The 24,047-nt window shown below is 63.7% G+C and carries 21 protein-coding genes and 1 riboswitch; of the genes, 12 read left to right on the top strand and 9 right to left on the bottom strand.

The features are described from left to right. Positions 1-42: 42 nt before the first annotated feature. Entirely contained in the window at positions 43-1,989 is a 1,947-nt protein-coding gene (gene acs, locus ACVWW3_RS31600) for an acetate--CoA ligase (protein ID WP_456647585.1), read from the top strand. A 460-nt stretch (positions 1,990-2,449) separates the two neighbouring features. Continuing rightward, positions 2,450-2,965 carry a L,D-transpeptidase gene (locus tag ACVWW3_RS31595; protein ID WP_247352474.1) on the top strand — a complete coding sequence of 172 codons (516 nt, stop codon included), beginning with the start codon at positions 2,450-2,452 and terminating at the stop codon, positions 2,963-2,965. A 55-nt stretch (positions 2,966-3,020) separates the two neighbouring features. Here the strand turns inward: ACVWW3_RS31595 and ACVWW3_RS31590 are convergent, their stop codons facing one another. Then, positions 3,021-3,611 (bottom strand): thermonuclease family protein, encoded by a 591-nt coding sequence (locus ACVWW3_RS31590; RefSeq protein WP_456647586.1) that lies wholly within the window; start codon positions 3,609-3,611, stop codon positions 3,021-3,023. A gap of 54 nt (positions 3,612-3,665) precedes the next feature. Further along, a complete protein-coding gene (locus ACVWW3_RS31585; RefSeq protein WP_456672252.1) occupies positions 3,666-3,866 on the bottom strand; it encodes a DUF1674 domain-containing protein in 201 nt (66 codons plus the stop codon). A 188-nt stretch (positions 3,867-4,054) separates the two neighbouring features. Between ACVWW3_RS31585 and ACVWW3_RS31580 the strand changes: the two genes are divergently transcribed. From ACVWW3_RS31580 to purH, 3 genes are all read left to right on the top strand, one after another. After that, positions 4,055-5,401, top strand: coding sequence for an RsmB/NOP family class I SAM-dependent RNA methyltransferase (locus ACVWW3_RS31580; protein ID WP_456647587.1), 1,347 nt, complete (start codon positions 4,055-4,057; stop codon positions 5,399-5,401). Between the two features lie 155 nt (positions 5,402-5,556). After that, positions 5,557-7,275, top strand: coding sequence for a heparinase II/III family protein (locus tag ACVWW3_RS31575; RefSeq protein ID WP_456647588.1), 1,719 nt, complete (start codon positions 5,557-5,559; stop codon positions 7,273-7,275). Positions 7,276-7,334: 59 nt separating this feature from the next. Beyond that, a riboswitch (ZMP/ZTP riboswitch) is annotated at positions 7,335-7,416 on the top strand. Between the two features lie 22 nt (positions 7,417-7,438). Then, complete coding sequence (gene purH, locus ACVWW3_RS31570) at positions 7,439-9,031, top strand: bifunctional phosphoribosylaminoimidazolecarboxamide formyltransferase/IMP cyclohydrolase (RefSeq protein ID WP_456647589.1); 1,593 nt, start codon at positions 7,439-7,441, stop codon at positions 9,029-9,031. Between the two features lie 48 nt (positions 9,032-9,079). Here the strand turns inward: purH and ACVWW3_RS31565 are convergent, their stop codons facing one another. After that, positions 9,080-10,462, bottom strand: a complete 1,383-nt coding sequence (locus tag ACVWW3_RS31565; RefSeq protein WP_456647590.1) for an MFS transporter — start codon at positions 10,460-10,462, stop codon at positions 9,080-9,082. 100 nt (positions 10,463-10,562) lie between these two features. Here ACVWW3_RS31565 and ggt point away from each other — a divergent pair, with 100 nt between their 5' ends. Beyond that, positions 10,563-12,314 (top strand): gamma-glutamyltransferase, encoded by a 1,752-nt coding sequence (ggt, locus tag ACVWW3_RS31560; RefSeq protein WP_456647591.1) that lies wholly within the window; start codon positions 10,563-10,565, stop codon positions 12,312-12,314. A 95-nt stretch (positions 12,315-12,409) separates the two neighbouring features. Continuing rightward, positions 12,410-13,705: an MFS transporter gene (locus tag ACVWW3_RS31555; RefSeq protein ID WP_456647592.1), complete on the top strand. Its 1,296-nt coding sequence runs from the start codon at positions 12,410-12,412 to the stop codon at positions 13,703-13,705. 32 nt (positions 13,706-13,737) lie between these two features. On the opposite strand, the gene ACVWW3_RS31550 is transcribed toward ACVWW3_RS31555, so the two are convergent. Continuing rightward, on the bottom strand, positions 13,738-14,403 hold the full coding sequence (locus tag ACVWW3_RS31550) for a glutathione S-transferase family protein (protein ID WP_456647593.1): 666 nt from the start codon (positions 14,401-14,403) through the stop codon (positions 13,738-13,740). Between the two features lie 162 nt (positions 14,404-14,565). Here ACVWW3_RS31550 and ACVWW3_RS31545 point away from each other — a divergent pair, with 162 nt between their 5' ends. The 4 genes from ACVWW3_RS31545 (at position 14,566) to panE (ending at position 18,340) form a co-directional block, all read left to right on the top strand. Further along, positions 14,566-15,147, top strand: a complete 582-nt coding sequence (locus tag ACVWW3_RS31545) for a DUF2239 family protein (protein WP_247444182.1) — start codon at positions 14,566-14,568, stop codon at positions 15,145-15,147. Positions 15,148-15,217: 70 nt separating this feature from the next. Next, complete coding sequence (locus ACVWW3_RS31540) at positions 15,218-16,582, top strand: MATE family efflux transporter (RefSeq protein ID WP_456672251.1); 1,365 nt, start codon at positions 15,218-15,220, stop codon at positions 16,580-16,582. 94 nt (positions 16,583-16,676) lie between these two features. Next, on the top strand, positions 16,677-17,285 hold the full coding sequence (locus tag ACVWW3_RS31535; protein ID WP_456647595.1) for a DsbA family protein: 609 nt from the start codon (positions 16,677-16,679) through the stop codon (positions 17,283-17,285). A gap of 131 nt (positions 17,286-17,416) precedes the next feature. Beyond that, positions 17,417-18,340: a 2-dehydropantoate 2-reductase gene (gene panE / locus ACVWW3_RS31530; protein ID WP_456649712.1), complete on the top strand. Its 924-nt coding sequence runs from the start codon at positions 17,417-17,419 to the stop codon at positions 18,338-18,340. Between the two features lie 12 nt (positions 18,341-18,352). On the opposite strand, the gene ACVWW3_RS31525 is transcribed toward panE, so the two are convergent. The 3 genes from ACVWW3_RS31525 to ACVWW3_RS31515 all read right to left on the bottom strand — a co-directional run bounded on the left by ACVWW3_RS31525 (position 18,353) and on the right by ACVWW3_RS31515 (position 21,778). Further along, the gene (locus tag ACVWW3_RS31525) at positions 18,353-18,946 is read right to left on the bottom strand and encodes a c-type cytochrome (protein WP_456647596.1); all 594 of its coding nucleotides are present in this window, start codon (positions 18,944-18,946) and stop codon (positions 18,353-18,355) included. 199 nt (positions 18,947-19,145) lie between these two features. Further along, entirely contained in the window at positions 19,146-20,414 is a 1,269-nt protein-coding gene (locus tag ACVWW3_RS31520; RefSeq protein WP_247352500.1) for a PQQ-dependent sugar dehydrogenase, read from the bottom strand. 377 nt (positions 20,415-20,791) lie between these two features. Further along, positions 20,792-21,778: an NAD-dependent epimerase/dehydratase family protein gene (locus ACVWW3_RS31515; RefSeq protein ID WP_456647597.1), complete on the bottom strand. Its 987-nt coding sequence runs from the start codon at positions 21,776-21,778 to the stop codon at positions 20,792-20,794. 150 nt (positions 21,779-21,928) lie between these two features. Between ACVWW3_RS31515 and ACVWW3_RS31510 the strand changes: the two genes are divergently transcribed. Next, positions 21,929-22,189, top strand: a complete 261-nt coding sequence (locus tag ACVWW3_RS31510; protein ID WP_456649713.1) for a hypothetical protein — start codon at positions 21,929-21,931, stop codon at positions 22,187-22,189. Positions 22,190-22,507: 318 nt separating this feature from the next. Here ACVWW3_RS31510 and ACVWW3_RS31505 read toward each other — a convergent pair whose 3' ends face one another. Continuing rightward, the gene (locus ACVWW3_RS31505) at positions 22,508-22,966 is read right to left on the bottom strand and encodes a hypothetical protein (RefSeq protein WP_456647598.1); all 459 of its coding nucleotides are present in this window, start codon (positions 22,964-22,966) and stop codon (positions 22,508-22,510) included. Then, entirely contained in the window at positions 22,966-23,796 is an 831-nt protein-coding gene (locus tag ACVWW3_RS31500; RefSeq protein ID WP_456647599.1) for a hypothetical protein, read from the bottom strand. Before ACVWW3_RS31500 ends, ACVWW3_RS31505 begins: the two co-directional genes overlap by 1 nt. Between the last annotated feature and the right edge of the window lie 251 nt (positions 23,797-24,047).

Here is a 24,047-nt window from a genome sequence, read left to right as displayed (position 1 = left end):
AGTGGCCCGTGCTCGGCTTGCCGTATGTGGAGGGAGGGAAACATGTCCAAGAAGATCTACGACGTCCCCGCGGAATGGGCGAAGCGCGCCTGGATCGACCAGGCCAAGTACAAGGACATGTACGCCCGCTCGATCTCGGACCCGAACGCCTTCTGGGCCGAGCAGGCCAAGCGCGTCGACTGGATGCACGCGCCGACGAAGATCGAGAACGTCTCCTTCGCGCCCGGCAACATCTCGATCAAATGGTTCGAGGACGGCGTCCTCAACGTCGCCCATAACTGCATCGACCGGCATCTCCACACCCGCGCCAACCAGACCGCGATCATCTGGGAAGGCGACGATCCCTCGCAGTCCAAGCACATCACCTACAAGGAGCTGCACGACGAGGTCTGCCGGATGGCCAACATCCTGCGCACCCGCAACGTCATGAAGGGCGATCGCGTCACCATCTACCTGCCGATGATTCCGGAAGCGGCCTACGCGATGCTGGCCTGCGCGCGGATCGGCGCGGTTCACTCCGTGGTGTTCGCCGGCTTCTCGCCCGACAGCCTCGCCCAGCGCATCAACGACTGCCAGTCCAAGGTGATCATCACCGCGGACGAAGGCCTGCGCGGCGGCAAGAGGGTGCCGCTGAAGGCCAATGTGGACGCGGCGCTCGCCAAGGCAGACGGCGTCGACTGGGTCGTCGTGGTCAAGCGCACCGGCGGCAAGGTCGACATGAACCCGACGCGCGACCTCTGGTATCACGAGGCTGCCGCGATGGTGACGACGGAATGCCGGGTCGAGCACATGCACGCCGAAGATCCGCTGTTCATCCTCTACACCTCAGGCTCGACCGGCCAGCCGAAGGGCGTGCTGCACACCTCCGCCGGCTATCTCCTGTTCGCCGCGATGACGCATCAATACGTCTTCGATTATCACGACGGCGACATCTACTGGTGCACCGCCGACGTGGGCTGGGTCACCGGCCACAGCTACATTCTGTACGGACCGCTCGCCAACGGCGCGACCACGCTGATGTTCGAAGGCGTGCCGAATTACCCGGATAATTCGCGGTTCTGGAACGTCATCGACAAGCACAAGGTCAACATCTTCTACACCGCGCCGACCGCGATCCGCGCGCTGATGCAGTTCGGCGACGAGCCCGTGAAGAAGACCTCGCGCGCCAGCTTGCGCCTGCTGGGCTCGGTCGGTGAGCCAATCAATCCGGAAGCCTGGGAGTGGTATCACCGCGTCGTCGGTGACGACCGCTGCCCGATCGTCGACACCTGGTGGCAGACCGAGACCGGCGGCATTTTGATCACACCGCTGCCGGGCGCGACCAAGCTGAAGCCGGGCTCTGCGACGCAGCCGTTCTTCGGCGTGGTGCCTGAGATCGTCGACGCCGACGGCAAGGTGCTGGACGGCGAGACGTCAGGCAATCTGTGCCTGACGCGATCATGGCCGGGCCAGATGCGCACGGTCTATGGCGACCACGCCCGCTTCGAGCAGACCTATTTCTCGACCTACAAGGGCAAGTACTTCACCGGCGACGGCTGCCGACGCGATGCTGACGGTTATTACTGGATCACCGGCCGCGTCGATGACGTCATCAACGTCTCCGGCCATCGCATGGGCACGGCCGAAGTCGAGAGCGCGTTGGTCGCGCATGAGAAGGTGTCGGAGGCCGCCGTCGTCGGCTTCCCGCACGACATCAAGGGCCAGGGCATCTACGCCTATGTGACCCTGATGGCCGGCGTCGAGCCGACCGACGATTTGCGCAAGGAGCTTGTCACCTGGGTGCGCAAGGAGATCGGCCCGATCGCCTCGCCCGACCAGATCCAGTTCGCGCCCGGCCTACCCAAGACCCGCTCCGGCAAGATCATGCGCCGCATCCTGCGCAAGATCGCCGAGGACGAGCCCGGCAGCCTCGGCGACACCTCGACCTTGGCCGATCCCGCGGTGGTCGACGATCTCGTCAAGAACCGGCAGAACAAGAAGTCGGTCTGAGCCAGGGTCTCTCGTGCCCCGGACACAGCGCAGCCCTGGCGATGCGAAGCATCGTCCAGTCAGCGGTGCGCTGCAGAGCCGGGGTCCATGCAACAGCGGACTCTGTGGCTTTCTGGGTCCCGGCTCTGCGTCGCACCGCTTCGCGCTGCGCCGCGTCCGGGACACGAGACCGCATCTCCGCGTTAGCGCCCCCAAACAACAGCGGTTCACACGCTCACGCGTTCGTCGGGGCGCGTGCCCGCGCGCCCGCATCTTTCCGGCTGAGTGTTGTTTTCAAGTCATTTACTTTGTTTCGAACATTTCCTTTGTTCCCCCTGCTGGCTGGCCCTTGGCGGCCGTGCGTGGAAACCATCCGGTTAACAGGCGCGGTTAAGAATGCCCCCTAACGAGAACTTGGCGGGTCGGCGATTGCCGGTTGTGCGTCATTTTGGACGATTGGTTCGGGTCAAGGGGAAAATCGATGTCGATCAGGATTGCAGTGGCGCTGGCTGCCACCATCGGAGCGGTGGTCGTGATGTCGACCGCGGCGCAGGCCCGGCCGGAAATGGTGGGGACGCACCTGGCCGACTATTCGCCGGGCACCATCGTGGTCAAAACCAACGAGCGTCGGCTCTATCTCGTCCTCGATAACGGCCACGCCGTGCGCTATCCGGTGGGCGTCGGCAAGTCCGGCAAGCAGTGGGCCGGCACCACCCGCATCGACGGCAAGTACCGCAATCCGGCCTGGTCGCCGCCTGCCGAGGTGAAGCGCGACAAGCCGAGCATCCCTGACGTCATTCCGGGCGGCTCGCCGCGCAATCCGATGGGCGTCGCGGCGATGACGCTGTCCGGCGGGGAATACGCGATCCACGGCACCAACGTGCCGGGCTCGGTCGGCGGCTTCGTCTCCTATGGCTGCATCCGCATGCTCAACGACGACATCACCGATCTCTACAGCCGCGTCTCGGTCGGCACCACGGTGGTCGTGACACGCTGATCCCCGGGACGAGATCCCGACAACAAGAGCCGCGTCCGTTGACGCGGCTTTTTTGTTACCAAAAGCGCCAGCCGCGCGCGCACCAGCCGTCGCGATGGCCGCCATTGTAGCTCCGTGCGTAACCGCCGGCGAGCAACGCCGCCGAAACGTTGGTGGTTCGCCTGGTCGCGACGTCGGCGAGAACCCGACCATATTTGTCAGGGCCAAGGTTGGTGATCGTCACGCCGCCCTGGCCGAGCAGATCGCGCAATGCGCGGGCCGCGGCTTCGGCCTTGTCCAGTTCCCCCTGGCAGGATGCTTTCATCTCGGGTGCGTCGATGCCGCGCAAGCGAACGCGCACGACGAGATCGCGGCCGTCGCGCTGACGAAAACGCGCGAGAAAGGTGTCACCGTCAATGGTGCGAACGACGTCGACCGATTCGCGACGATCGGGATGGCCGCCCTGCTGGAGCACGATCTCGGCGTCCCGCGTGCCGCCGCCATCCGGGTGCGGGACCGTCCAGTTCGTCCCGTGCCTGAAGATGAGCACAGCCGCCAGCGCGACGCCGACCACGAACATCCACGGCAACAATCCGGAGAAACGACGGCCGAACGGCGAGCCGCGGAATGAGGGTCGATACTGATGGCTGGGATCGAAGCGCGGCATTCGCGCACGCTAGGGCTGAGTCGGCTGCACCGGCAAGTGTGCGTGAAACGCGCCTCAAAAGTCCGAGGCGATGCCTTTGCGTTCCCAATCACCGTACCGGGTGGGCTCGGGTCCCTTTGGCCCCTGCACCTCTTTCGGCGCAGCTTCGGCATGCGCCACCGCCGCAGCCTGCCGGCGCGCTTCGGCTTCGGCCAGCGCACGCTGGGCGGCCGGCGATAGCGGCTTGCGGTCGGAAGCGGGAGGCCGGTCACTCATCGTCGGATTTCTAGCGCAGGACGATCCGCGGCGCGACGCCCAATAACGCATTCCTGAAATTGCTCCGAAAGGGTCGAAAAACCCGGAAGCGATTCTTACATTTGGCATATTCGCGTGCCAGAGATCGCGTCCTCAAGGCATGCGCCCATTGCGGCGGAACTGCCGCTTGCTGAGAACCTTGCTTCCGCATGCCATCTCAACGTTTTGCCCCTCCATCCGAAGTGCCTGGTCTTGCCGCGCGGCGGATTGCTGCCGACATCGTCGACGGCGTGCTGCAGAAGCACCGCACACTTGACGAGCAGCTCGACGGCAGCGGCGCCCATCCCGGACTGAAGACGCTTCCCGACCGCGATCGCGCGCTGATGCGGCGCCTGGTCGCCACCGTGCTGCGCCGGCTCGGCACGCTCGGCCACGTGATGTCCCGCCTGCTCGACAAGGGCATCCCCTCCGATGCGCCGCGCGCGCAGAGCGCGCTGCTGATCGGCGCCGCCCAGATCCTCTGGATGGACGTGCCCGATCACGCCGCCGTCGATCTCTCCGTTCGCCTCGTGCAGTCCGACCGCCGGGCCGCCCGCTATGCCGGCCTCGTCAACGCCGTGCTGCGCCGTTGCGCCCGCGAGGGCAAGGCGCTGGTGGAAGAGGTTGCCGCGCAGTCGCTGGATTTGCCGCCTTGGATGCTCGCGCGCTGGAGCGCGCATTACGGCGAGACGGTCGCAAGGGACATGGCGCTCGCGCTCAGCCACGACCCTTCGCTGGATCTGACCGTGAAGTCGGACGCCGCGCAATGGGCGAGCCGGCTACATGGTGAGGTTCTGCCGACCGGATCGGTGCGTACGGTGCTGCACGGCGCGGTGACCATGCTTCCCGGCTTCGCCGAAGGACAATGGTGGGTGCAGGACGCCGCCGCCGCGCTGCCGGCCCGGCTGTTCGGCGACATTGCCGGCAAATCCATCGCCGATCTCTGCGCCGCTCCCGGCGGCAAGACCGCGCAGCTGGCGCAGGCCGGCGCGCATGTCACGGCCATCGACCGCTCGCCCGCCCGGGTGGCGCGGCTGCGCGAGAATCTGACGCGGTTGTCGCTCCAGGCCGAAACCGTCGTCGCTGACGCCGTGGAATGGGCCGGCCCAGCCGATGGCTTCGACGGCATCCTCATCGATGCGCCCTGCACCTCGACCGGCACGATCCGCCGCCACCCCGACGTATCCTGGCTCCGGCAGGAATCCGACATCGCCGCGATGACCACGCTCCAGCAGCGGCTGCTGCAAAAATCGGTCTCACTGCTCAAGCCCGGCGGAACGCTGGTCTACTGCACCTGCTCGCTGGAACCCGAAGAGGGCGAGCATGCGATCGCCACGCTACTGGCCGCAGAGCCTGCGATTCGCCGCGTCCCGGTCGATGCGTCCGAGGTGTCGGGGCTCGACGAGATCATCACCGCCGAGGGCGACTTGCGCACCCTGCCCAGCCATCTGCCGAACGCCGATCCCAAGCTCGGCGGGCTCGACGGATTTTTTGCGGCTCGGCTCGTTAAATCCTGATTTTGCAGTGGATTTTGCGACCACGGCGCTGATTCGCGTCGTTCAAGGTGGTGTCGGCCGCCGGATTTTGGGATTAAGAAGGATTCGTCGGAATCCTCTCCCCATCAAGGCAAGGTGTGTCGGTCGCTCAACGCAGACGTATCTCGACGCTGGTGATGAACCGCTTCGCGCGGAATGTGCTCGCGCGCGCGAGCGGTGGTTCCGTCGCCCTGTCGCGGGTCTGGCCCGGCCGCTCCGACCGGCTGATCATCGCGCCGCATGATCTGCGCACCGCGGATGCGACCCGCGCCGCCGAGATCTATGCCGGCCGCTTCGTCTTCGCCGGCAAGATCGTCAATTGCCACGGCCGCTCGATCTTCGATCTCGAGCCGCCGTCGGAGGATTGGGAGGTCGCGCTGCTCGGCTTCGGCTGGTTGCGCCATTTGCGCGCCGCCGACACCGCGTTGACACGCGCGAATGCGCGCGCGCTGATCGAGGACTGGATCGCCAACCCCGGCGGCAAGCGCCGTGCCGTCGCGCGACGCGCGGACGTGCTGGCGCGACGCGTGATCTCGCTGCTGTCGCAGGCGCCGCTGGTGCTCAACGACACCGACAACAAATTCTACCGCCGCTATTTGCGCGCGCTGGCGCGCGAGATCCGCTTCCTGCGCTACACCATGGTCAACATCCCCGACGGGGTGCCAAAACTCCAGGTGCTGATCGCGCTGTGCTATGCGGCGCTGTGCCTCGCCAACCAGGCAAGTCACATCCGCAGCGTCTCGAAGAAGCTCTCGGATGAATTGCAGCGGCAGATCCTGCCCGACGGCGGACATATCTCGCGCAACCCGGGCGCGCTGATCGAGCTCTTGATCGACCTGTTGCCGCTGCGGCAGACCTTTGCCGCACGCAACATCGCGCCGCCGCCGGCGCTGCTCAACGCGATCGACCGCATGATGCCGATGCTGCGCTTCTTCCGCCACGGCGACGGCAATTTCGCACTGTTCAACGGCATGAGCGCGACACCCTCGGACCTGCTCGCGACGCTGCTTGCCTATGACGACACCCACGGCGCGCCGATGGCGAACATGCCGCATACCGGTTTCCAGCGCCTCGATGCCGGCCAGACCACCGTGATCATCGACACCGGCCCGCCGCCGGCGGCCGGCGTCAGCCATGACGCCCATGCCGGCTGCCTGTCGTTCGAACTGTCCTCCGGCATCAGCCGCATCGTCACCAATTGCGGCATGCCGACCACGGGCCGCGACAATTGGCGGCCGTTCGCACGCGGCACGGCAGCGCATTCGACGCTGACCTATCACGACACCTCATCATGCCAGTTCGTGGAGATGTCGGCGATGAAGCGGCTCTTGCATGGCGCGCCCGTCACCCGCGGCCCCGTCGAGGTCGAGAGCTATCGCGAAATCGTGCAGAACGGCACGCTGCTGACGACGTCGCATGATGGCTATCTCGCCAAGTTCGGCGCGATCCACCGCCGCGTGCTGATGATCGCCAATGACGGCGCGCGCATCGACGGGGAGGACACGCTATCGCCGCCGCAGGGCGGACGCTTCAAGGGCGCGGATGCCGATTTCGCGCTGCGCTTCCATCTGCACGCGGCGGTGAAGGCGAGCCGGCTGTCCGATGCCCGCGGCGTCATGCTGGTGCTGCCGAACCGCGACGTCTGGACCTTCGAGGCATTGGACGACAAGGTCGATCTCGAGGACAGCGTGTTCCTGGCCGGCAATGACGGCCCGCGCCGCACCGCGCAGATCGTGATCCGCCAGGATGCGCGGCAGGCGCCCTCGATCCGCTGGAGTTTCGTGCGCTCCACCGCCTCGCCGGCGATCACGAATGCCCGCAGAAACGCGCGGCGGGAGCCGGAACTTCCGCTGTAAACGCCTGCGATCCGGCCCCATCTGATCGTTGTGAAAGCGACCGAAAACTGCTATCGAGCCCTCGCTCGCGCGACTGGCGACCTTGGATGGAGCACCATCGGGAAGCGTGGGACATAGCTGCCGCGCGCCTGGGCATTACTCCTTCAGACAGAGGATCTTGCTCATGACTGACCAGCCCCGCCGCGTCACCCGCGCCCTTCTTTCCGTTTCCGACAAGACCGGCCTGATCGACTTCGCAAAGGCGCTTGCCGCGCATGATGTCGAGCTGGTCTCGACCGGCGGCACCGCCAAGGCGATCGCCGCGGCCGGCCTCAAGGTGAAGGACGTCTCCGAGCTGACCGGCTTCCCCGAGATGATGGATGGCCGCGTCAAGACGCTGCATCCGAAGGTGCATGGCGGCCTGCTCGCGATCCGCGACAACAAGGACCACGCGGAAGCGATGAAGGCGCACGGCATCGCACCGATCGATCTCCTGGTCGTCAATCTCTATCCGTTCGAGGCGACCGTCGACAAAGGCGCGGGCTTTGAGGATTGCATCGAGAACATCGATATCGGCGGCCCCGCGATGATCCGCGCCGCCGCGAAGAACCATGACGACGTCGCCGTCGTGGTCGAGGCGGAGGACTACAAGGCCGTGCTCGACGAGCTCGCCGCCAACAAAGGCGCAACCACGCTGAAGCTACGCCGGCGTCTTGCTGCAAAGGCTTACGCGCGCACGGGCGCGTATGATGCCGCGATCTCGAATTGGTTCGCACGTCAGCTCGAAATCGACGCACCCGATTTCCGTGCCTTCGGCGGCAGACTGATCCAGTCGCTGCGCTATGGCGAGAACCCGCACCAGACCGCGGCGTTCTATGCGACGCCCGACAAGCGGCCGGGCGTCTCGACCGCGCGGCAGCTCCAGGGCAAGGAGCTCTCCTACAACAACATCAACGACACCGATGCGGCCTATGAATGCATCGGCGAGTTCGACGCCAGGCGCACCGCGGCGTGCGTCATCGTCAAGCATGCCAACCCCTGTGGCGTCGCTGAGGGCTCCGATCTCGTCAGTGCCTATCGCAAGGCGCTGGCTTGCGACTCCACCTCGGCCTTCGGCGGCATCATCGCGATGAACCGCGCACTCGACGCCGATACCGCGCGGGAGATCACAAAGATCTTCACCGAGGTGATCATCGCGCCTGACGCCAGCGAAGAGGCGATCGCCATTATCGGCGCGCGCAAGAACCTTCGCCTTCTGCTCGCCGGCAGCCTGCCCGATCCGCGCGCGCCCGGCCTCACCGCCAAGACGGTGGCAGGCGGCCTTCTCGTGCAGAGCCGCGACAATGCGGTGGTCGACGACATGATTTTCAAGGTCGTGACCAAGCGTGCGCCTGATGATGCGGAGATGCGCGACCTGAAGTTCGCGTTCCGGGTGGCGAAGCACGTCAAGTCCAACACCATCATCTACGCCAAGGATCTCGCCACCGTCGGCATCGGCGCCGGCCAGATGAGCCGCGTGGATTCAGCGCGGATCGCGGCGCGCAAGGCCCAGGATGCGGCGAGCGAGCTGAAGCTCGCCGAGCCGCTCACCAAGGGCTCGGTGGTGGCGTCGGATGCGTTCTTCCCGTTCGCCGACGGCATGCTCGCCTGCATCGAGGCCGGCGCCACCGCCGTGGTGCAGCCCGGCGGCTCCATGCGCGACGACGAAGTGATCAAGGCCGCCGACGAGCACGGGATCGCCATGGTGTTCACGGGGACACGGCACTTCAGGCACTGATTGATTGGCGGTAGCCCGGATGGAGCGAAGCGAATCCGGGCTACGAAACTACTCTCGCACCCGCATCAACAGTCCCAGCCCCGCGACGAAGAACACCACCAGCACAGCCATGCCGGCCTTCTGGCTCGCCGTCACCGCGGTGATCACGCCGATCAGGAGCGGGCCGATGAAGGACGTCACTTTCCCCGTCAGTGCGAACAGACCGAAATACTGCGCGATGCGGTCCTTCGGCGCGAGGCGGATCAGGAGCGTGCGTGAGGCGGCTTGCAGCGGACCACCGGCTGCACCGATCAGGCAGCCCAGCACCAGATAAGCGCGTTCGGCCGCCGCGGCGAACAATGCACCGCCAGGCGCGGGCGGTGCGACCTTGATGAAGAAGATCGAATCCTTGTCGACCAGCAGGATCGCCGCCACCGCCAGCAGCAGGACCAGCATGCTGCCGGCGATCACGCGCTTCGGCCCGATACTATCGTCCAGCCTGCCGCCAAGCCATGCGCCAAACGCGCCAGCGATCGCGAGCATGATGCCGAAGGTGCCGATCTGGATCGTGTGCCAGCCGAACGTGCCCGCGGCATAAATGCCGCCGAAGGCAAACAGCGACACCAGACCGTCGGTGTAGATCATGTTGGCGAGCAGAAACGCCGCGAGCGATTTCCGCTGCGGCAGTCCCTTGATCGATTGCTTCAGCTCCGACAGGCCTTCGTGCAGCGCCTCGCGCACCGGGCGCTTCGCCGGATAGTCCGGCGTAAACAGGAACATCGGCGTCACGAAAATGATGAACCAAAGTCCGGTCAACGGTCCGGCGGCGCGGTCGCCCTGATGGCTGGCGGGATCGAGCCCGAACAAAGGCGTGAGCCCGAGCAGCGTGCGGCCGGTCTCGGGATTGGCGGCGAGCAAACCGAGCACGATGATCAGGCTGACGATGCCGCCGATATAACCTGTCGCCCAGCCGGTGCCGGAGAGCCGGCCGAGCCGCTCCGGCGGCACCAGGGTTGGCATCATCGCGTTGTTGAAGAGGGTGGCGAATTCCGCGCCGACGCTGGCGAGCGCGACCGCGGTGAGCAGCGGCGGAATGATGGAGGGATCGCCGGGCTTTCCGATCCACAGCGTGCAGGATGCCAGCACCAGCACCGCGCCGAAGCCAGCGATCCATGGCTTCCTGCGGCCCGAAGCATCGGCAATGGCGCCTAGCAGCGGCGACATCAGCGCAATCGCGAGGCCCGCGGCAGCCATCGCAAAGCCCCACAGCGATTGGCCGGTAGCGGGATTCGGCGCAATGGCGGTGGCAAAATAGGGTGCGAACACGAAGGTCGTGATCAGCGTGAAATAAGGCTGCGCGGCCCAATCGAAGAAGATCCAGCTGACGACGGCGGCGCGCGGCGGAAAGGTCCGCTCCGCCTTGACGCGCGCATCCGAGGTAATCGTCGTCATCGTCCAGACCTCATCACGAACAGTTTTGCTTCTCTTGGGTCAAACCGTATAGCATTGCGGCGGCGCGTGTGAACTGGCCGAAGGCCGCTGCGGAAATTTGATGATGTCGTCTTTTTCGACACGGCGAGCATTTTTCGCCTTCGTTGCCACTCTGGCGTTCAGCCTTCCAACCGCGACCGCGCAGGATGCGCGGCGAGCTTATGTGCCGCCCGCGCTCGACACGGTGCACGCCGTTCCCGCCGAGCATGGGATGGTGGTGGCGCAGGAGAAAATCTCGGCGCAGGTCGGCGCGGACATCCTGCGGCGCGGCGGCAATGCCGTCGATGCCGCGGTCGCGACCGGCTTTGCCATGGCGGTGACCTATCCGCGCGCCGGCAATATCGGCGGCGGCGGCTTCATGGTGATTCATTCCGCCGAGCGCAACGAAGACATCACCATCGACTATCGAGAGACTGCGCCGGCTGCGACCACGCCGCAGATCTTCCTCGGCGCCGACGGCAAGCCCGATGCGGCGAAGTCGCGGGATTCCGCGCTCGGCGTCGGCGTGCCCGGCACCGTCGCGGGACTTGCGCTGGCCCTGGAAAAATATGGCTCGGGCCAGTTCACGCTGGCGCAATTGCTCGAGCCCGCGATCGCGATCGCCCGCGACGGCTTCGTCGTCAGCGACGACATTGCCGACACACTGCCGGGCTGGCACCGGCGCCTGGCGCGCTGGCCCACGTCAGCCAAAATCTTCTCGCGACCTGATGGCACGCCACTCGGCGAAGGCGACAGGCTGGTGCAGAGCGATCTCGCCGAAACCCTGTCGGCCGTCGCCGCACAGGGTGCGCGCGGTTTCTATGAGGGTCCGGTCGCGGAAAAGCTCGCCAAGGCCGTGAGCGACGCCGGCGGCATCATGACGCCGGCCGATTTGAAATCCTATCAGGCGGTGATCCGCGCACCGGTGCGCGGCACCTATCGCGGCTATGACATCGTGTCGATGCCGTTGCCGTCGTCCGGCGGCGTGGTGCTGGTGGAGACGCTCAACATCCTCGAAGGCTTCCAGCTCGCCGATTTGAAGCAAGGATCTCCGGCCTCGCTGCATCTGCTGATCGAGGCCATGAAGCGCGCTTATGCGGACCGTGCGCGCTATCTCGGCGATCCCGCCTTCGTCAACGCACCGATCGGGACGCTCATCGCCAAGGACTACGCCGCCAAGCTGCGGGCAACCATCTCCGCCGATCGCGCCACGCCGTCGAAGCAGCTCGTTTCCACCGCCACCTCGCCGCACGAGGGCAGCAACACCACGCATTTTTCCGTCGTCGACGGCAGCGGCAACGCCGTCAGCAACACCTATACACTGAACTTCAGCTACGGTCTTGGCCTCGTCGCCGATGGCACCGGCGTGCTGCTCAACAACGAGCTCGACGATTTCACCGCAGCTGTCGGCGCTTCCAATGCCTACGGCCTCGTCGGCTTCGAGCCCAATTTGCCCGGGCCCGGCAAGCGGCCGCTGTCCTCGATGTCGCCGACTATCGTGCTGAAGGACGGCAAGCCGGTGCTGGTGACGGGCTCGCCCGGTGGCAGCCGCATCATCTCGACCGTGCTCCAGGTGATCGTCAACGTCCTCGACTACAAGATGGACGTTGCGGCCGCCGTGGCCGCGCCGCGGCTGCATCACCAATGGCTGCCCGACGAGGTGCGGATCGAGAGCGGCTTTCCCGACAATGTCCTGCTCGAGCTGAAGGCGATGGACCACCTCATCGTCGAGCCGATGGGGCAGACATCGGCGAACTCGATCGCGGTGACCGCCAACGGGCCGCTTGGCGCACCCGATCCACGCACGCGAGGCGCGGAAGCCGCGGGGCAGTAGCTCTGTCCCGCATAGCGCGAAGGCCTGCTCGTGCTTGCGCAAGCCACCGCGCGTGCTACCACCGCCCGCATAAGGGAATTGCCGGGGAGACGCTCATGACCACGACCGATCCGACCGAGCGCATCGAACGCGCCGAGATCGAAGACACCAGCCTTCTTGCCTTCTATCGCGACATGAACGCACCGGAGCGCCGGACATTCTGGGCTTGCGCGGCAGGCTGGGCGCTGGACGGCATGGACTTCATGATCTACCCGCTGGTGATCGGCACCATCATCGCGCTGTGGAAGGTCGATGCGGGATCGGCCGGCCTCGCCGGCACCGTGACGCTGCTGGCGTCCGCCATCGGCGGCTGGCTCGGCGGTTATCTCTCCGACCATATCGGCCGGGTGAGGACGCTCCAGATCACTATCATCTGGTTCTCGGTGTTCTCGCTGGTCTGCGCGGTCGTGCAGAATTTCGAACAGCTCCTGATCGCGCGCGCGGTGCTGGGCCTCGGCTTCGGCGGCGAGTGGGCGGCGGGCGCCGTGCTGATGGGTGAAGCGATCCGGCCGCAATATCGCGGGCGCGCGGTCGGCTCGGTGCAATCGGGCTGGGCGGTCGGCTGGGGCCTCGCGGTGCTGTCGCAGGCGATCCTGTTCTCGGCTTTGCCGCCGGAGACGGCATGGCGCTGGATGTTCGTGATCGGCGCGCTGCCGGCGCTGCTGGTGTTCTACATCCGCCGCTCCGTCACCGAGCCCGAGGTCGCGGCCGAAGCCCGCGCCAAACAGGCCGCGAGTGGCAATCGTCCGGCGCTCTGGGAAATCTTCTCCGGCCCGATCCTGAAAACCACGATCCTGGCGTCGCTGATGGCGACGGGCTGCCAGGGCGGCTATTACGCCGTTACGTTCTGGGTGCCGCAATTCCTGACCAAGGAGCGGCACCTCTCGATCGTCGGCTCGACCGGCTACCTATCGACGCTGATCGTCGGATCCTTCATCGGCTATCTCGTTGGCGCCTGGCTCGCCGACCGGATCGGACGGCGCAATCTGTTCCTGATCTTCTCGATCGGCGCGATGGCTGTGGTGCTGCTCTATACGCAGCTGCCGCTGACCAATGAAATCCTGTGGGTGCTCGGCTTCCCGCTCGGCTTCTTCGCCTCGGGCTATTTCTCGGGGATCGGCGCGTTCCTGACCGAACTTTATCCAACGCGGCTGCGCGGCTCGGGCCAGGGTTTTTGCTACAATTTCGGCCGCGGCATCGGCGCGCTGTTTCCGTTCCTCGTCGGCTCGCTCTCGGCGACGACGTCACTCGCGAACGCGATCGCGATGTTTGCAGTGGTGGCCTACGCGCTGTTCTTCATCGCCGCCTTCGCGCTGCCGGAGACCCGCGGGCGGATATTGCACGCGGACTAACAGGCACCGTCGTCCGGGGGCGGTGAGGCAACTTACCGCCCCACCTGATACGGCCCGCCCTTCTCAAGCGCACGGTTGTACGCCGGCCGCGCGTGAATGCGCTCCAGAAACGCCATCGCCTTGGGATGGCCGAGCTCGAGCCCGCCACGCGCCTGGGCTGCCTCGAGCGGAAAGCTCATCTGGATGTCGGCCGCGGTGAACTCGCTGCCGGCGAACCACTCGCTCTTGCCGAGTTCGCCTTCCCAGTAATCCATGTGCTGCTTGAGCTGCGGATTGACGAGCGCCGTGAGCGCCTGGTTCGAGACCTTGCGCACCAGGGGGCGCAGCAACGCCGGCGCGCGCTTCGGCATCAGCGTGAACAACAGCTTGAGCAGCAGCGGTTGCATCGCCGAGCCTTCCGCATAATGCAGCCAATACGTGAAGCGCAGCCGCTCGGGCGTGTTCAGCGACGGGACCAGCCGGCCGTTGCCGTAGGTGGCGATGAGATATTCGATGATCGCGCCTGATTCGGCGACGGTGTTGCCGTTGTCGGTGATGACGGGCGACTTGCCGAGCGGATGGATGGCGCGCAGCTCCTTCGGCGCGCGCATGTCGGGCTGGCGCTGATAGCGCACGATCTCGTAAGGCACGCCCAACTCCTCGAGCAGCCACAGCACCCGCTGCGAACGGGAATTGTTGAGGTGGTGAACGGTCAGCATCGCGTGGTCCCCGGGCTAGGCGTGGTCGGTCGGCCGCGTACGTGCCAGCCCGGGAACGCAATGTCGAGCCATCCCGTCGGATATTTTCACCCGGGTATATTGACGCCGAAAATTTACCCGGATATTAAACGGTCCAACGTCGTCAATTTGGCAGTGATTTCGATGCAGAGGACTTTCACCGCATTCCAAGGCCCGCGCCGACTGGCGTCGGGACCGGCAGGAGAGGTCGCGCTGGTCGTCAAGCGGATCGCCCCATTGCCGGACGAGCCAATCATCATCTTCGAGGACGACACGGGCCGATCAATCGACTTCGATCTGCGCGGCGGGGATCGCGAGGTGTTGGCGCGGCTGACAAAGCTGGTCCCGCCTCCAGTTGAGGAGACGATACCGTCGAGCGAACCGCGTGGCCGCGGCCGGCCGAAGCTCGGCGTGGTCGCGCGGGAGATCACGTTGCTGCCGCGGCACTGGGAGTGGCTCAACGCGCAAGCCGGCGGCGCCTCGGTCGCGCTGCGAAAGCTCGTCGACGAAGCGCGCCGCGCGAGCGGCGACAAGGACCGCGAGCGTCAGGCGCGCGATGCGGCCTATCACTTCATGTCGACCATGGCCGGCAATCTGCCGCAGTTCGAGGAAGCTTCGCGCGCGCTGTTCGCGGATGACCGGCGGCGCTTCACCGGACTGATCGCAGATTGGCCCACTGACATCCGCGATCACATCGTCAAGCTCGCCTATAGCGACCGCGCCTAGGCGCGCCTTTACTCACAAACCCATCGATGGTCGAGCCGCGCATTGCGCGGCAACGGCTTCGCATGCCCTGATGAAAGACACATCCATGTCCGCCTCCAAGCCGCTCTGGACGACGTTCCTCCGCTTCCTCGCACCGTTGATGCTGAGCAATGCGCTGCAATCGCTGTTCGGCACCGTCAGCAACGTCTATCTCGGCCAGATGATCGGCGTTGACGCGCTCGCGTCGGTGTCGGTGTTCTTCCCGGTAATATTCTTCCTGTTCGGTTTCGTCATGGGGCTGAGCACCGGCGCCACGGTCCTGATCGGCCAGGCCCATGGCGCGAGCGAGCAGGGTCGGATCAAGATTGTCGTGGGCACCACGCTCGCGGTCGGCCTGTTGCTGTCGATTTCGATTGCGCTGATCGGCGGGATCTTCAGCCGGCAATTGATGATGACGCTTGCGACCCCCGCGGACATTCTCGACCAGGCCAGCGCGTATGCCCGTGTCATGCTGTTCACCATGCCGCTCGGCTTCGTCTTCCTGCTGATGACAGCGATGATCCGCGGCGTCGGCGATGCGCTGACGCCGCTGCTGGCGCTGGCGTTGTCGACCGCGATCGGCTTGATCCTGACGCCGATGCTGATCCACGGATCGCTCGGATTGCCGGCGGTCGGAATCACCAGCCCGGCCTGGGCGGCGGCGATCGCCAACGCGCTGACGCTGATCGCGCTGGCCGCCTATTTGCTGCGGAGGAAACATGCATTGGCACCGGACGCTGCACTGCTGCGTCATCTCCGGCTCAATCGTGTGGTGCTGGGACAAATCCTCGGCATCGGACTGCCGAGCGCGATCGGCATGGTGGTGATGGCGATCGCCGAGCTGGTGCTGCTCGGCCTCGTCAACACCTATGGGTCCGACGCCACCGCCGCCTATGGCGCGGTCAACCAGGTGATGGGCTATACGCAGTTCACGGCGATATCGATTTCGATCGCGGTCTCGATCCTCGGCGCGCAGGCGGTTGGCCGCGGCGACAGAACGCGGCTCGATGGCATCGTACGCACCGGCCTCATGTTCAACATCGTCCTGACGGGCGGGCTGGTGGCGCTGATCTATCTCGCGCCGCGCGCTGTGCTCGGTGTCTTCATCACTGACGACATCGTGCTCGATCTCGCGAAGAGCTTGCTCCAGATTGCGTTGTGGAGCTCGGTGCCGTTTGGCCTTGCGACGGTGTTTTCAGGCGCGATGCGCGCTGCCGGCGTGGCGCTGACGCCGATGCTGCTCTCGATCGTCGCCATCGTCGCAATCGAGCTGCCATCTGCGGTGATCCTGAGCCGCACGATCGGCCTACAGGGTGTGTGGGCCGCCTATCCGATCGTGTTTTGCGCCATGTTCCTTTTGCAGATGGGCTATTACCTTCTGGTGTGGCGCAAGCGAACGATCCGGCGTCTGATCTGACGACATCATCAAGAGATTACGACCGTCATTAAACGGTGGACCCGTGGCGCGCGCTGCGCCACAATGTGAAAAACCGACGTCAGGGAGAACGATTTTGACCCGCACAGCCCCGCAATTCCTGTTCGATTTCGGCAGTCCGAACGCCTATCTCAGTCATCTCGCGATTCCGGCGATCGAGCAGCGCATCGGTGTCAAGTTCGAGTACGTGCCGATCCTGCTCGGTGGCATCTTCAAGTCGACCAATAACAAGTCGCCGGCCGAGACGCTCGCCGGCATCAAGAACAAGCGCGAATTCCACACGGTCGAGACCGAGCGCTTCGTCAAGCGCTTCCAGGTTCAACCCTATGTCATGAATCCCTTCTTCCCCGTCAACACGTTGAACCTGATGCGCGCAGCGATCGCGGCGCAGCTCGAAGGCGTGTTCGAGACCTATGTCGAGGCCGCCTTCCATCACATGTGGCGCCAGCCGAAGAAAATGGACGATCCTGAAATCGCGGCGAAGGCGCTGGCGTCTTCCGGTCTCGACGCCCAAAAGCTGTTCGCCCGCGCGCAAGAGCCCGAAATGAAGGGCAGGCTGATCAAGAACACCGAGGAGGCCGTCGCGCGCGGCGCGTTCGGCTCGCCGACCTTCTTCGTCGGCGACGAGATGTTCTTCGGCAAGGAGCAGCTGCGCGAGGTCGAGGAGATGGTGTCGGGAAAGTAGCCCGCTCATTCTCCAGCGACAGAATGTGATCGCGGCAGCATTCTGGATTGCTTCGCTTCGCTCGCAATGACGACTATAAATGGATCGCCAACAACAGTAAGAACAACCGCAAGAGCAACAAGGACAATCCCATGCGTATCCTCGTGGTCGGTGCCGGCGCCATCGGCGGCTATTTTGGTGGCAGGCTGTTGCAGGCCGGCCGCGACGTCACCTTCCTGGTCCGGCCGCGGCGCGCCAGCGAGCTCGCGAGCGCCGGCCTCGTCATCAAGAGCCCGAATGGCGACATCACGCTGAAGGATCCGCCGCGGGTCGAGGCCGACAAGCTCAACGATAAGTTCGACGTGGTGCTGTTGAGCTGCAAGGCGTTCGATCTCGACGACGCCATCAAGTCGTTCGCGGCGGCGGTCGGGCCCGACACGGCGATCATTCCGATGCTCAACGGCATGAAGCATCTCGATATCCTCGACGGCAAGTTCGGCAAAGAGCGCGTGCTCGGCGGCCTCTGCGCCATCGCCGCGACGCTCAACGAGAAGCGCGAGGTGGTGCAGCTCCAGCCGATGCAGTCGATCAATTACGGCGAGCGCGACGGAAAGCCGTCGGATCGCGTCAAGGCGATCGACGAGGCCTTCAAGGGCGGCATCAATGGTGCCACGGCCAGCCAGAACATCATGCAGGACATGTGGGAGAAGTGGGTGTTCCTCTCCTCGCTGGCGGCGTCCACCAGCCTGATGCGCACCTCCGTCGGCAACATTCTCGCCGCCCCCGGCGGCAGGGACTTTTTGCTCGGCATGCTGGACGAGACCAGCGCGATCGCCACCGCCTCAGGCTACACGCCGGGCGGTCCGTTCTTCGAGCGCGTGAAGGGTAACCTCACCACCGAGGGTTCGCCGATGACGGCGTCGATGTTCCGGGACGTCAAGGCCGGCCTGCCGGTCGAGGCCGATCACGTCATCGGCGACCTCATCGCGCGCGCCGATGCCGCCAAGGTGCCGGTGCCGAAGCTGCGCATCGCGTACACGCATTTGAAGGCGTATGAGAAGCAGCGGGCGGGCTGACCGCACCTTCCGCTACTTGAAATACGCGAGATAGTGCGAGACGGCCGTGATCTCCTCGTCGCTCATGTGATAGGCGACATCGGCCATCGCGGCACCGCCGCCGCCGACGCGCTGGTTGGTCTTGTAGTCGCGCAGCGCCTTGACCAGATATTCCTCGCGCTGACCCGCGAGTCGCGCGACGGCCTTGGTGCCGGCAAAGCTATCCGTGTGGCATGAGGCGCAGCGGCGGCCGACGGCAACTTGCGCGCCCTTTTTCGACAGGTCCGGGTCTTTGTCTTCCTCGCCCTTTGGCGGCGTCATTTGCGAGAAATAAGCACCGAAATTGCGGACGTCCTCGTTGGTGATTTCCTCCGCGATGGGCTGCATCTGGTCGTTCTTGCGCGAACCAGCGCGGAAGAACACGAGCTGCCATTGCAGAAATTGATCGGGCTGGCCGGCGAGCGAGGGGATATTCTCGGTCTGCGAGATGCCGTTCTCGCCGTGACAGCCGGAGCAGACGGCGGCCTTCTCCTTGATCGCGGCGTTGTCGGCGGCCTGGGCCGGGACGAATGCGAGCGCTGTGAGCGCGAGCGCGTTGATAGCGAGCGAGATGACCTGCCGGCGCATGATTGAAAATTCCGCTTTGACGAGTTCGTCATTCCCGGAGCGCGCCTGAGGACGAACCCGGACTCGATAACCCTCGTTCGTGGTTTTGGGTTCCAGACTTGTACGCAAGCGGCGCGCAGATTCGGAACCACAGCGTGCGAAATTGAAAACGAGAAAGGCTGCGGTGCCCCTCGGCCCCGCAGCCTCGCGTCCTTGTACGCTACTTCTTGCTGTAGCTGATGCGGTAGATCGCGCCGGCCCAATCGTCGGCGACGAGGATCGAGCCGTCCTTGGCGAGGATGATGTCGTCGGGACGGCCGAGATAGCCCTGGTCGCCCTCGATCCAGCCGGAAGCAAACACCTCCTGCTTGGCATTCTTGCCGTCGGGTCCGACGATCACGCGCATGATGCGGCCGCCCTGGTACTTGTGACGATTCCAGGAGCCGTGCTCGGCGATCAGGATGTTGTTCTTGTACTCAGGCGGAAATTGATCGCCTGTATAGAACTTCATGCCGAGCGGAGCGACGTGAGCGCCGAGGTTCAGCACCGGCGGCGTGAACTCGGAGCATTTGTGGCCCATCGCGAACTTCGGATCGGGCAGGTCACCCTGATGGCAATAGGGATAGCCAAAGTGCTCGCCCATCTTCGAGATCATGTTCAGCTTGTCGCTGGGTAGATCATCGCTGACCCAGTCACGCGCGTTCTCGGTGAACCAGTACTTGCCGGTACGCGGATCGACGTCGCCGCCGACCGAGTTGCGGACGCCGAGCGCATAGACTTCGGCATTGCCGGTCTTGGGATCGACGCGGCGGATTTGCGCGACGCTGGTTGGGGGCACGCCGATGTTGAAGGGCGGTCCGAACGGAATGTAGAACCAGCCTTCCTTGTCGACCGCGATGTATTTCCAGCCGTGCGCGGCATAGGACGGCATATCGTCATAGACGACCTTGCCCTCGCCGAGATTATCCATCTTGGCTTCGGCATCGTCGTAGCGGATCAGCTTGTCGACCGCGATGACGTAAAGCGCGCCGTCCTTGAAGGCCAGACCGGTGGGCATGTTCAGCCCCTTCAGGATGGTCTTGACCTCCTTCTTGCCGTTGTTGTCCTTGATGGCATAGACGTTGCCGAGGCCGAACGAGCCGACGAACAGCGTGCCCTTGTCACCCCAGGCCATCTGCCGCGCGGCCAGCACACCGGACGCGTAGACCTCCATCTTGAAGCCCGCCGGCAGCTTGACCTTCTTGACGATATTGGCGAGTTCGGCCTCCGACGCGCCGGTCGGCGGACCCGACGGCGGCGCCAGGCCCTTCTGCGCCTCGGTCTCGTCGCCGAGGAACCAGTCATCCGGCGGATGGGTCCAGAACTCCTTGGTGCCGGATTCGTATTTCTTCAGCGGCTTGTTCTTGTCCTGCGCGTAGCCAGCGCTGGTCCCCGCAAGAAGGGCCACGGCCGCAAGCGCCAACACGGATCGATGGAACATCGATGTCATCGCGTCACTCCCTAAGGCAGCCGTCAGGGCTGCACGTTATTTTATTATGGCTAGTCGAGAGGCGAAGTTTTGAGTCTGTCGAGAGGACAGACGCAAAAAGGTTAGCACATCTGCGAGCAGTGAGAAGCGCGCCGCATGCGCCGCAATTGCCCTCGATAAAAATTGAGACGGATGTTCTCGGCCCGAGCACGACAGCGGCAACGGTCTCGCTGCAACGCGGAATCGAGGCAGCGCATGGCCAATTTGCAGGCAGCACGACGGTCGGGAACAAAAAACGCGAAAACAACCCCATGCACAGTAGAACGGCGGAGGCCATTTTGCTCCCGGTGACTCCGGACAGGCATTTGATGCATCGGGCAAATTGGCAAAAGCGGCGACTACGGGGCGGCGGGGTAGGGACCATCGCCGAAAATCGTCTCGTGATAGCCTTTCGACCCCACATCGCGCGCCAGCGTGCTGCGAAAATCGCGGCCATCGCGAAGGCAGTTCAGGACATGGGCGAAGTCGAATTCGGGCCGCCAGCCCAGCTCGCGCCGCGCACGGTCGTTGACATAGACCCGGTCGATCGCGGGGAACAGCCGCCAGCCGCGCGCCGCATAGAGCTCCGCACAATCCGGATAGAGCTCGCGCACGACAGTGGCCGCATCGCGCGCAAGTGCTGCCAGATGGCGCTGCTCGAACGGGCTGGTGGCCGACACGATGTAGCGGGCAAACCCGATCTTCGGCGCCCGCTCGGCGGCGAGCAGATGGGCGTTCACCGCGTCCGCGATATCCAGCCGGCGATAGAGCAGCTCGTTGGCCTGCGCGTTCTCCGGCGCGTAAGCTGATCGCATTGCAGGATCGTCATCGTCTTCGGGGAAGAAGCGCGAGGTTCTCAAGATCAGGACCGGCAGGCCGCGCTCGCGACAGAACAGCTCGCAGAGAGTTTCGGCCATCAGCTTGGTCGTGCCGTAGATGTTCTTGGGCACCGCCGGCAGGTCCTCGGTGACCCACACCGCGGCTTGGCCGGCGTCGGGCCGAAGCTGCGAGCCGAACGCGCTGGTTGTGCTGGTGAAGACGAAGCTGCGCACGCCAGCGGACACCGCCGCTTCGAGCAGATTGAGCGTGCCGGTGACGTTGGTGTCGATGAAATCCTGCTTGGAGTGCGTCGCCACATGCGGCTTGTGCAGCGTCGCTGTGTGGATCACGGCGGTAACGCCGGCCATCTGGCCTCGCACGAAATCAGAATCGACGATCGAGCCGACGGCATCGGTGAAGGGCGATGCCTTCAAATCGATCCCAAGCACAGTTGAACCGCGTCCGCGGAGCGTGCGGAGAAGGGCCTCGCCGAGATGGCCCGCGCTGCCGGTGACCAGAATTGTCATGTGAGACCGATTGAACCCACCCCCAAGATTCGCCGCAATCTACCGCTGCAGCAGAACAAATAGCAAACAAATTGATCGTGACGGTTGTCGGAGGGAGTGTAGATGCTCCATTCAATCCTATATTGACCGGGCATCCAGATAGTGACGCAGATGAAGAGCCCTATTCTAGTCCTGGCGACTGTAAATGCGCCGTATAGCCAAAAGCTAGACGCGCAGGAGCTTGTCCGGTATCTGCTGGATCCCTCTTCGGCGAAGACAGCCTGCGGTCCGATGTCGTCGTTTTTTGGCGATGTTGAACCTGAATCGCAAATTGCGTTCGCTGAGATGTATGGCATCAGCCACGATCAATTGGTTGCCGCAGCGAAGGCCTTTGCCGAGTTTTCGGGGCAATCCTTCCCACTCGCGGCCTGACAAATGAGCGCTCAATCGGATTGGGCGCTACTTTTTCGCATTGCCTGTGCGATGATCCGGCAAGTAAACGCCGAGCAGAAAACCATTTATCATTGCGAGACCGATCGCTCCCCATGACACCGGCTAGACATTTGAAGCGTCGCGCAAGCAGCAAATGCGGCGGCGGGACAAGGCCCTCCGTCAAACACCGCATCATAACGGCCTTTTGACGCCATCTCGCGCGCCAGCGCGATGGGAATCGCGGAGGGTCGCTTGATTTCAGGCCAGGTTGAGGTCGAGGCCAAGCAACGAACTTAGGCGGCACTAACCGCGAATTCATCAAGCTGCCGGTGGCTCGAGGTCCGGTTCGATCGAGAAGACCAGCTGCGTGAGGGTTATCAAAATCAAGACGTGCCAAAGCAGAATGAGCAGTCCACCCATATTGGCTAAGGCTTGTGCGACTGCGCCTCCACACAGCACCGGCTTTACCGCGACCAACGCAACGGCAACTGCGAATAGCGAAATCAACCAGTACGCGTTCTTGCGCAGATTTGTACGAGACTTGGCCAAGAATCGTCGCTTGTAACGTTCTTCGATTTTGTTGAATTCTAGGTGCACGCTTGCGATCGACGCCAGCGTTATGGCCAGAATGACGCCCAACAATGCAAGCAACTCATGATTCACAAAATTCTTCAAAAACGGGTTTTCGTCGCTAATCCACTCCGGACGCGCCGCAGAAATAGCGACTGACATAGCTGCAAAGATTGCTAGCAAGCTGTATCCAAGCGTCTTGGTCATTAGAATATCCTATCAAGCAGAGTGAGTATCTGTCGAAGGAATTCGCTTTGGTTTTTACTATGTGGCTCTACCGGCAGGTTGACATGCTTGTCGTGCTTCTCCGAGCTATAAGTCGAACCATCCTCAGACGTGGCCGACAAAGTACCTGCCCCTCGTTCGGTATAGTCGACAATCTGCGTCAGACGCTCAGTCGTGTTGAGAATGGTGTCACTCTCGAGGGTCGTCTTAACTCTCGACACGTTTTCCTTGTCACGTAGTGAACGCATCTCATTCTGGAAGTCATTCACATCATCGAACATATTTGGCGCAGCAACGTCGAGCGTGATGCTTCGAATCCGATTTTTATGAGCTTGGGCGAAATTCCAAAACGACCCCTCCTCCACGATCGGGTAGACCTCGCCATGGTAGGGCGCTTCCGTCGCCGCATTCATCGACTTCAAGAGCGATTTCCAGATGGCAATGGGCATACCTACGGCAGTATTGTGCTCCATTGCGATCTTTTGACCGTCGTCGTGGGGCGAGACATCGATCATCGCGAAAGCAGCTTGCCAGGAGCCGTGTTCGGTGGGCTCTAACCCTTCGCTAGGCGGCGTTCGCTCGCGCAACATTTTCTCACGAGCAATCCAACCGAACACAACATTCGGATAGTTCGGAGAAGCGTTGGCCTCAGGGACGAACACAAAATCGTTGTTCGAGTGCACAAACCTTTGCTCTTCCCCGAGAAACTTCCGAAGCCATTCTTCTCGTGAGAGTGGGCTGCCATCAGGTCTTGTCTCAGCAAAAAGGTTGGCAACCGCCTTCAATGATAGCCGGAGAAAATAGATTTCCATCGCTTCTGCCCCCAAATGCATATGAGCAGAAATTTCTTGTCCGTCTAGTGGGGATTGAGACGCAAGGTCAAAACAACCAGCGAATTAGTCTAGGAACAGCTTTTGGCCCAGCCTACGATACACCGCACAACAAGCTTTTCGGACGACTAGCCGAGCTAGGAATCAGCACAATGGTCGTCGACGAGCCTTACCTACAGGTCGCCTCGAATTAAGCCGGAAGCATAGGTCGGGAGACATGGCATTCCGGCTTG

Source organism: Bradyrhizobium sp. LM2.9 (genome assembly GCF_054056555.1).
Note: the sequence above shows the minus strand (reverse complement) of the source record. Positions and strands in the feature narration are given on the sequence as shown.

Bases quoted from the DNA above. Each gene is read 5' to 3' on its own strand.
- ACVWW3_RS31515 (WP_456647597.1), bottom strand. From the start codon at position 21,778: ATGACAATTCTGGTCACCGGCAGCGCGGGCCATCTCGGCGAGGCCCTT.
- ACVWW3_RS31510 (WP_456649713.1), top strand. From the start codon at position 21,929: ATGAAGAGCCCTATTCTAGTCCTGGCGACTGTAAATGCGCCGTATAGC.
- ACVWW3_RS31550 (WP_456647593.1), bottom strand. From the start codon at position 14,403: ATGCTGACCGTTCACCACCTCAACAATTCCCGTTCGCAGCGGGTGCTG.
- acs (WP_456647585.1), top strand. From the start codon at position 43: ATGTCCAAGAAGATCTACGACGTCCCCGCGGAATGGGCGAAGCGCGCC.
- ACVWW3_RS31590 (WP_456647586.1), bottom strand. From the start codon at position 3,611: ATGCCGCGCTTCGATCCCAGCCATCAGTATCGACCCTCATTCCGCGGC.
- ACVWW3_RS31575 (WP_456647588.1), top strand. From the start codon at position 5,557: ATGAACCGCTTCGCGCGGAATGTGCTCGCGCGCGCGAGCGGTGGTTCC.
- ACVWW3_RS31565 (WP_456647590.1), bottom strand. From the start codon at position 10,462: ATGACGACGATTACCTCGGATGCGCGCGTCAAGGCGGAGCGGACCTTT.
- purH (WP_456647589.1), top strand. From the start codon at position 7,439: ATGACTGACCAGCCCCGCCGCGTCACCCGCGCCCTTCTTTCCGTTTCC.
- ACVWW3_RS31540 (WP_456672251.1), top strand. From the start codon at position 15,218: ATGAAAGACACATCCATGTCCGCCTCCAAGCCGCTCTGGACGACGTTC.
- ACVWW3_RS31500 (WP_456647599.1), bottom strand. From the start codon at position 23,796: ATGGAAATCTATTTTCTCCGGCTATCATTGAAGGCGGTTGCCAACCTT.
- ACVWW3_RS31595 (WP_247352474.1), top strand. From the start codon at position 2,450: ATGTCGATCAGGATTGCAGTGGCGCTGGCTGCCACCATCGGAGCGGTG.
- ggt (WP_456647591.1), top strand. From the start codon at position 10,563: ATGATGTCGTCTTTTTCGACACGGCGAGCATTTTTCGCCTTCGTTGCC.
- ACVWW3_RS31545 (WP_247444182.1), top strand. From the start codon at position 14,566: ATGCAGAGGACTTTCACCGCATTCCAAGGCCCGCGCCGACTGGCGTCG.
- ACVWW3_RS31585 (WP_456672252.1), bottom strand. From the start codon at position 3,866: ATGAGTGACCGGCCTCCCGCTTCCGACCGCAAGCCGCTATCGCCGGCC.
- ACVWW3_RS31555 (WP_456647592.1), top strand. From the start codon at position 12,410: ATGACCACGACCGATCCGACCGAGCGCATCGAACGCGCCGAGATCGAA.
- panE (WP_456649712.1), top strand. From the start codon at position 17,417: ATGCGTATCCTCGTGGTCGGTGCCGGCGCCATCGGCGGCTATTTTGGT.
- ACVWW3_RS31505 (WP_456647598.1), bottom strand. From the start codon at position 22,966: ATGACCAAGACGCTTGGATACAGCTTGCTAGCAATCTTTGCAGCTATG.
- ACVWW3_RS31580 (WP_456647587.1), top strand. From the start codon at position 4,055: ATGCCATCTCAACGTTTTGCCCCTCCATCCGAAGTGCCTGGTCTTGCC.
- ACVWW3_RS31525 (WP_456647596.1), bottom strand. From the start codon at position 18,946: ATGCGCCGGCAGGTCATCTCGCTCGCTATCAACGCGCTCGCGCTCACA.
- ACVWW3_RS31520 (WP_247352500.1), bottom strand. From the start codon at position 20,414: ATGACATCGATGTTCCATCGATCCGTGTTGGCGCTTGCGGCCGTGGCC.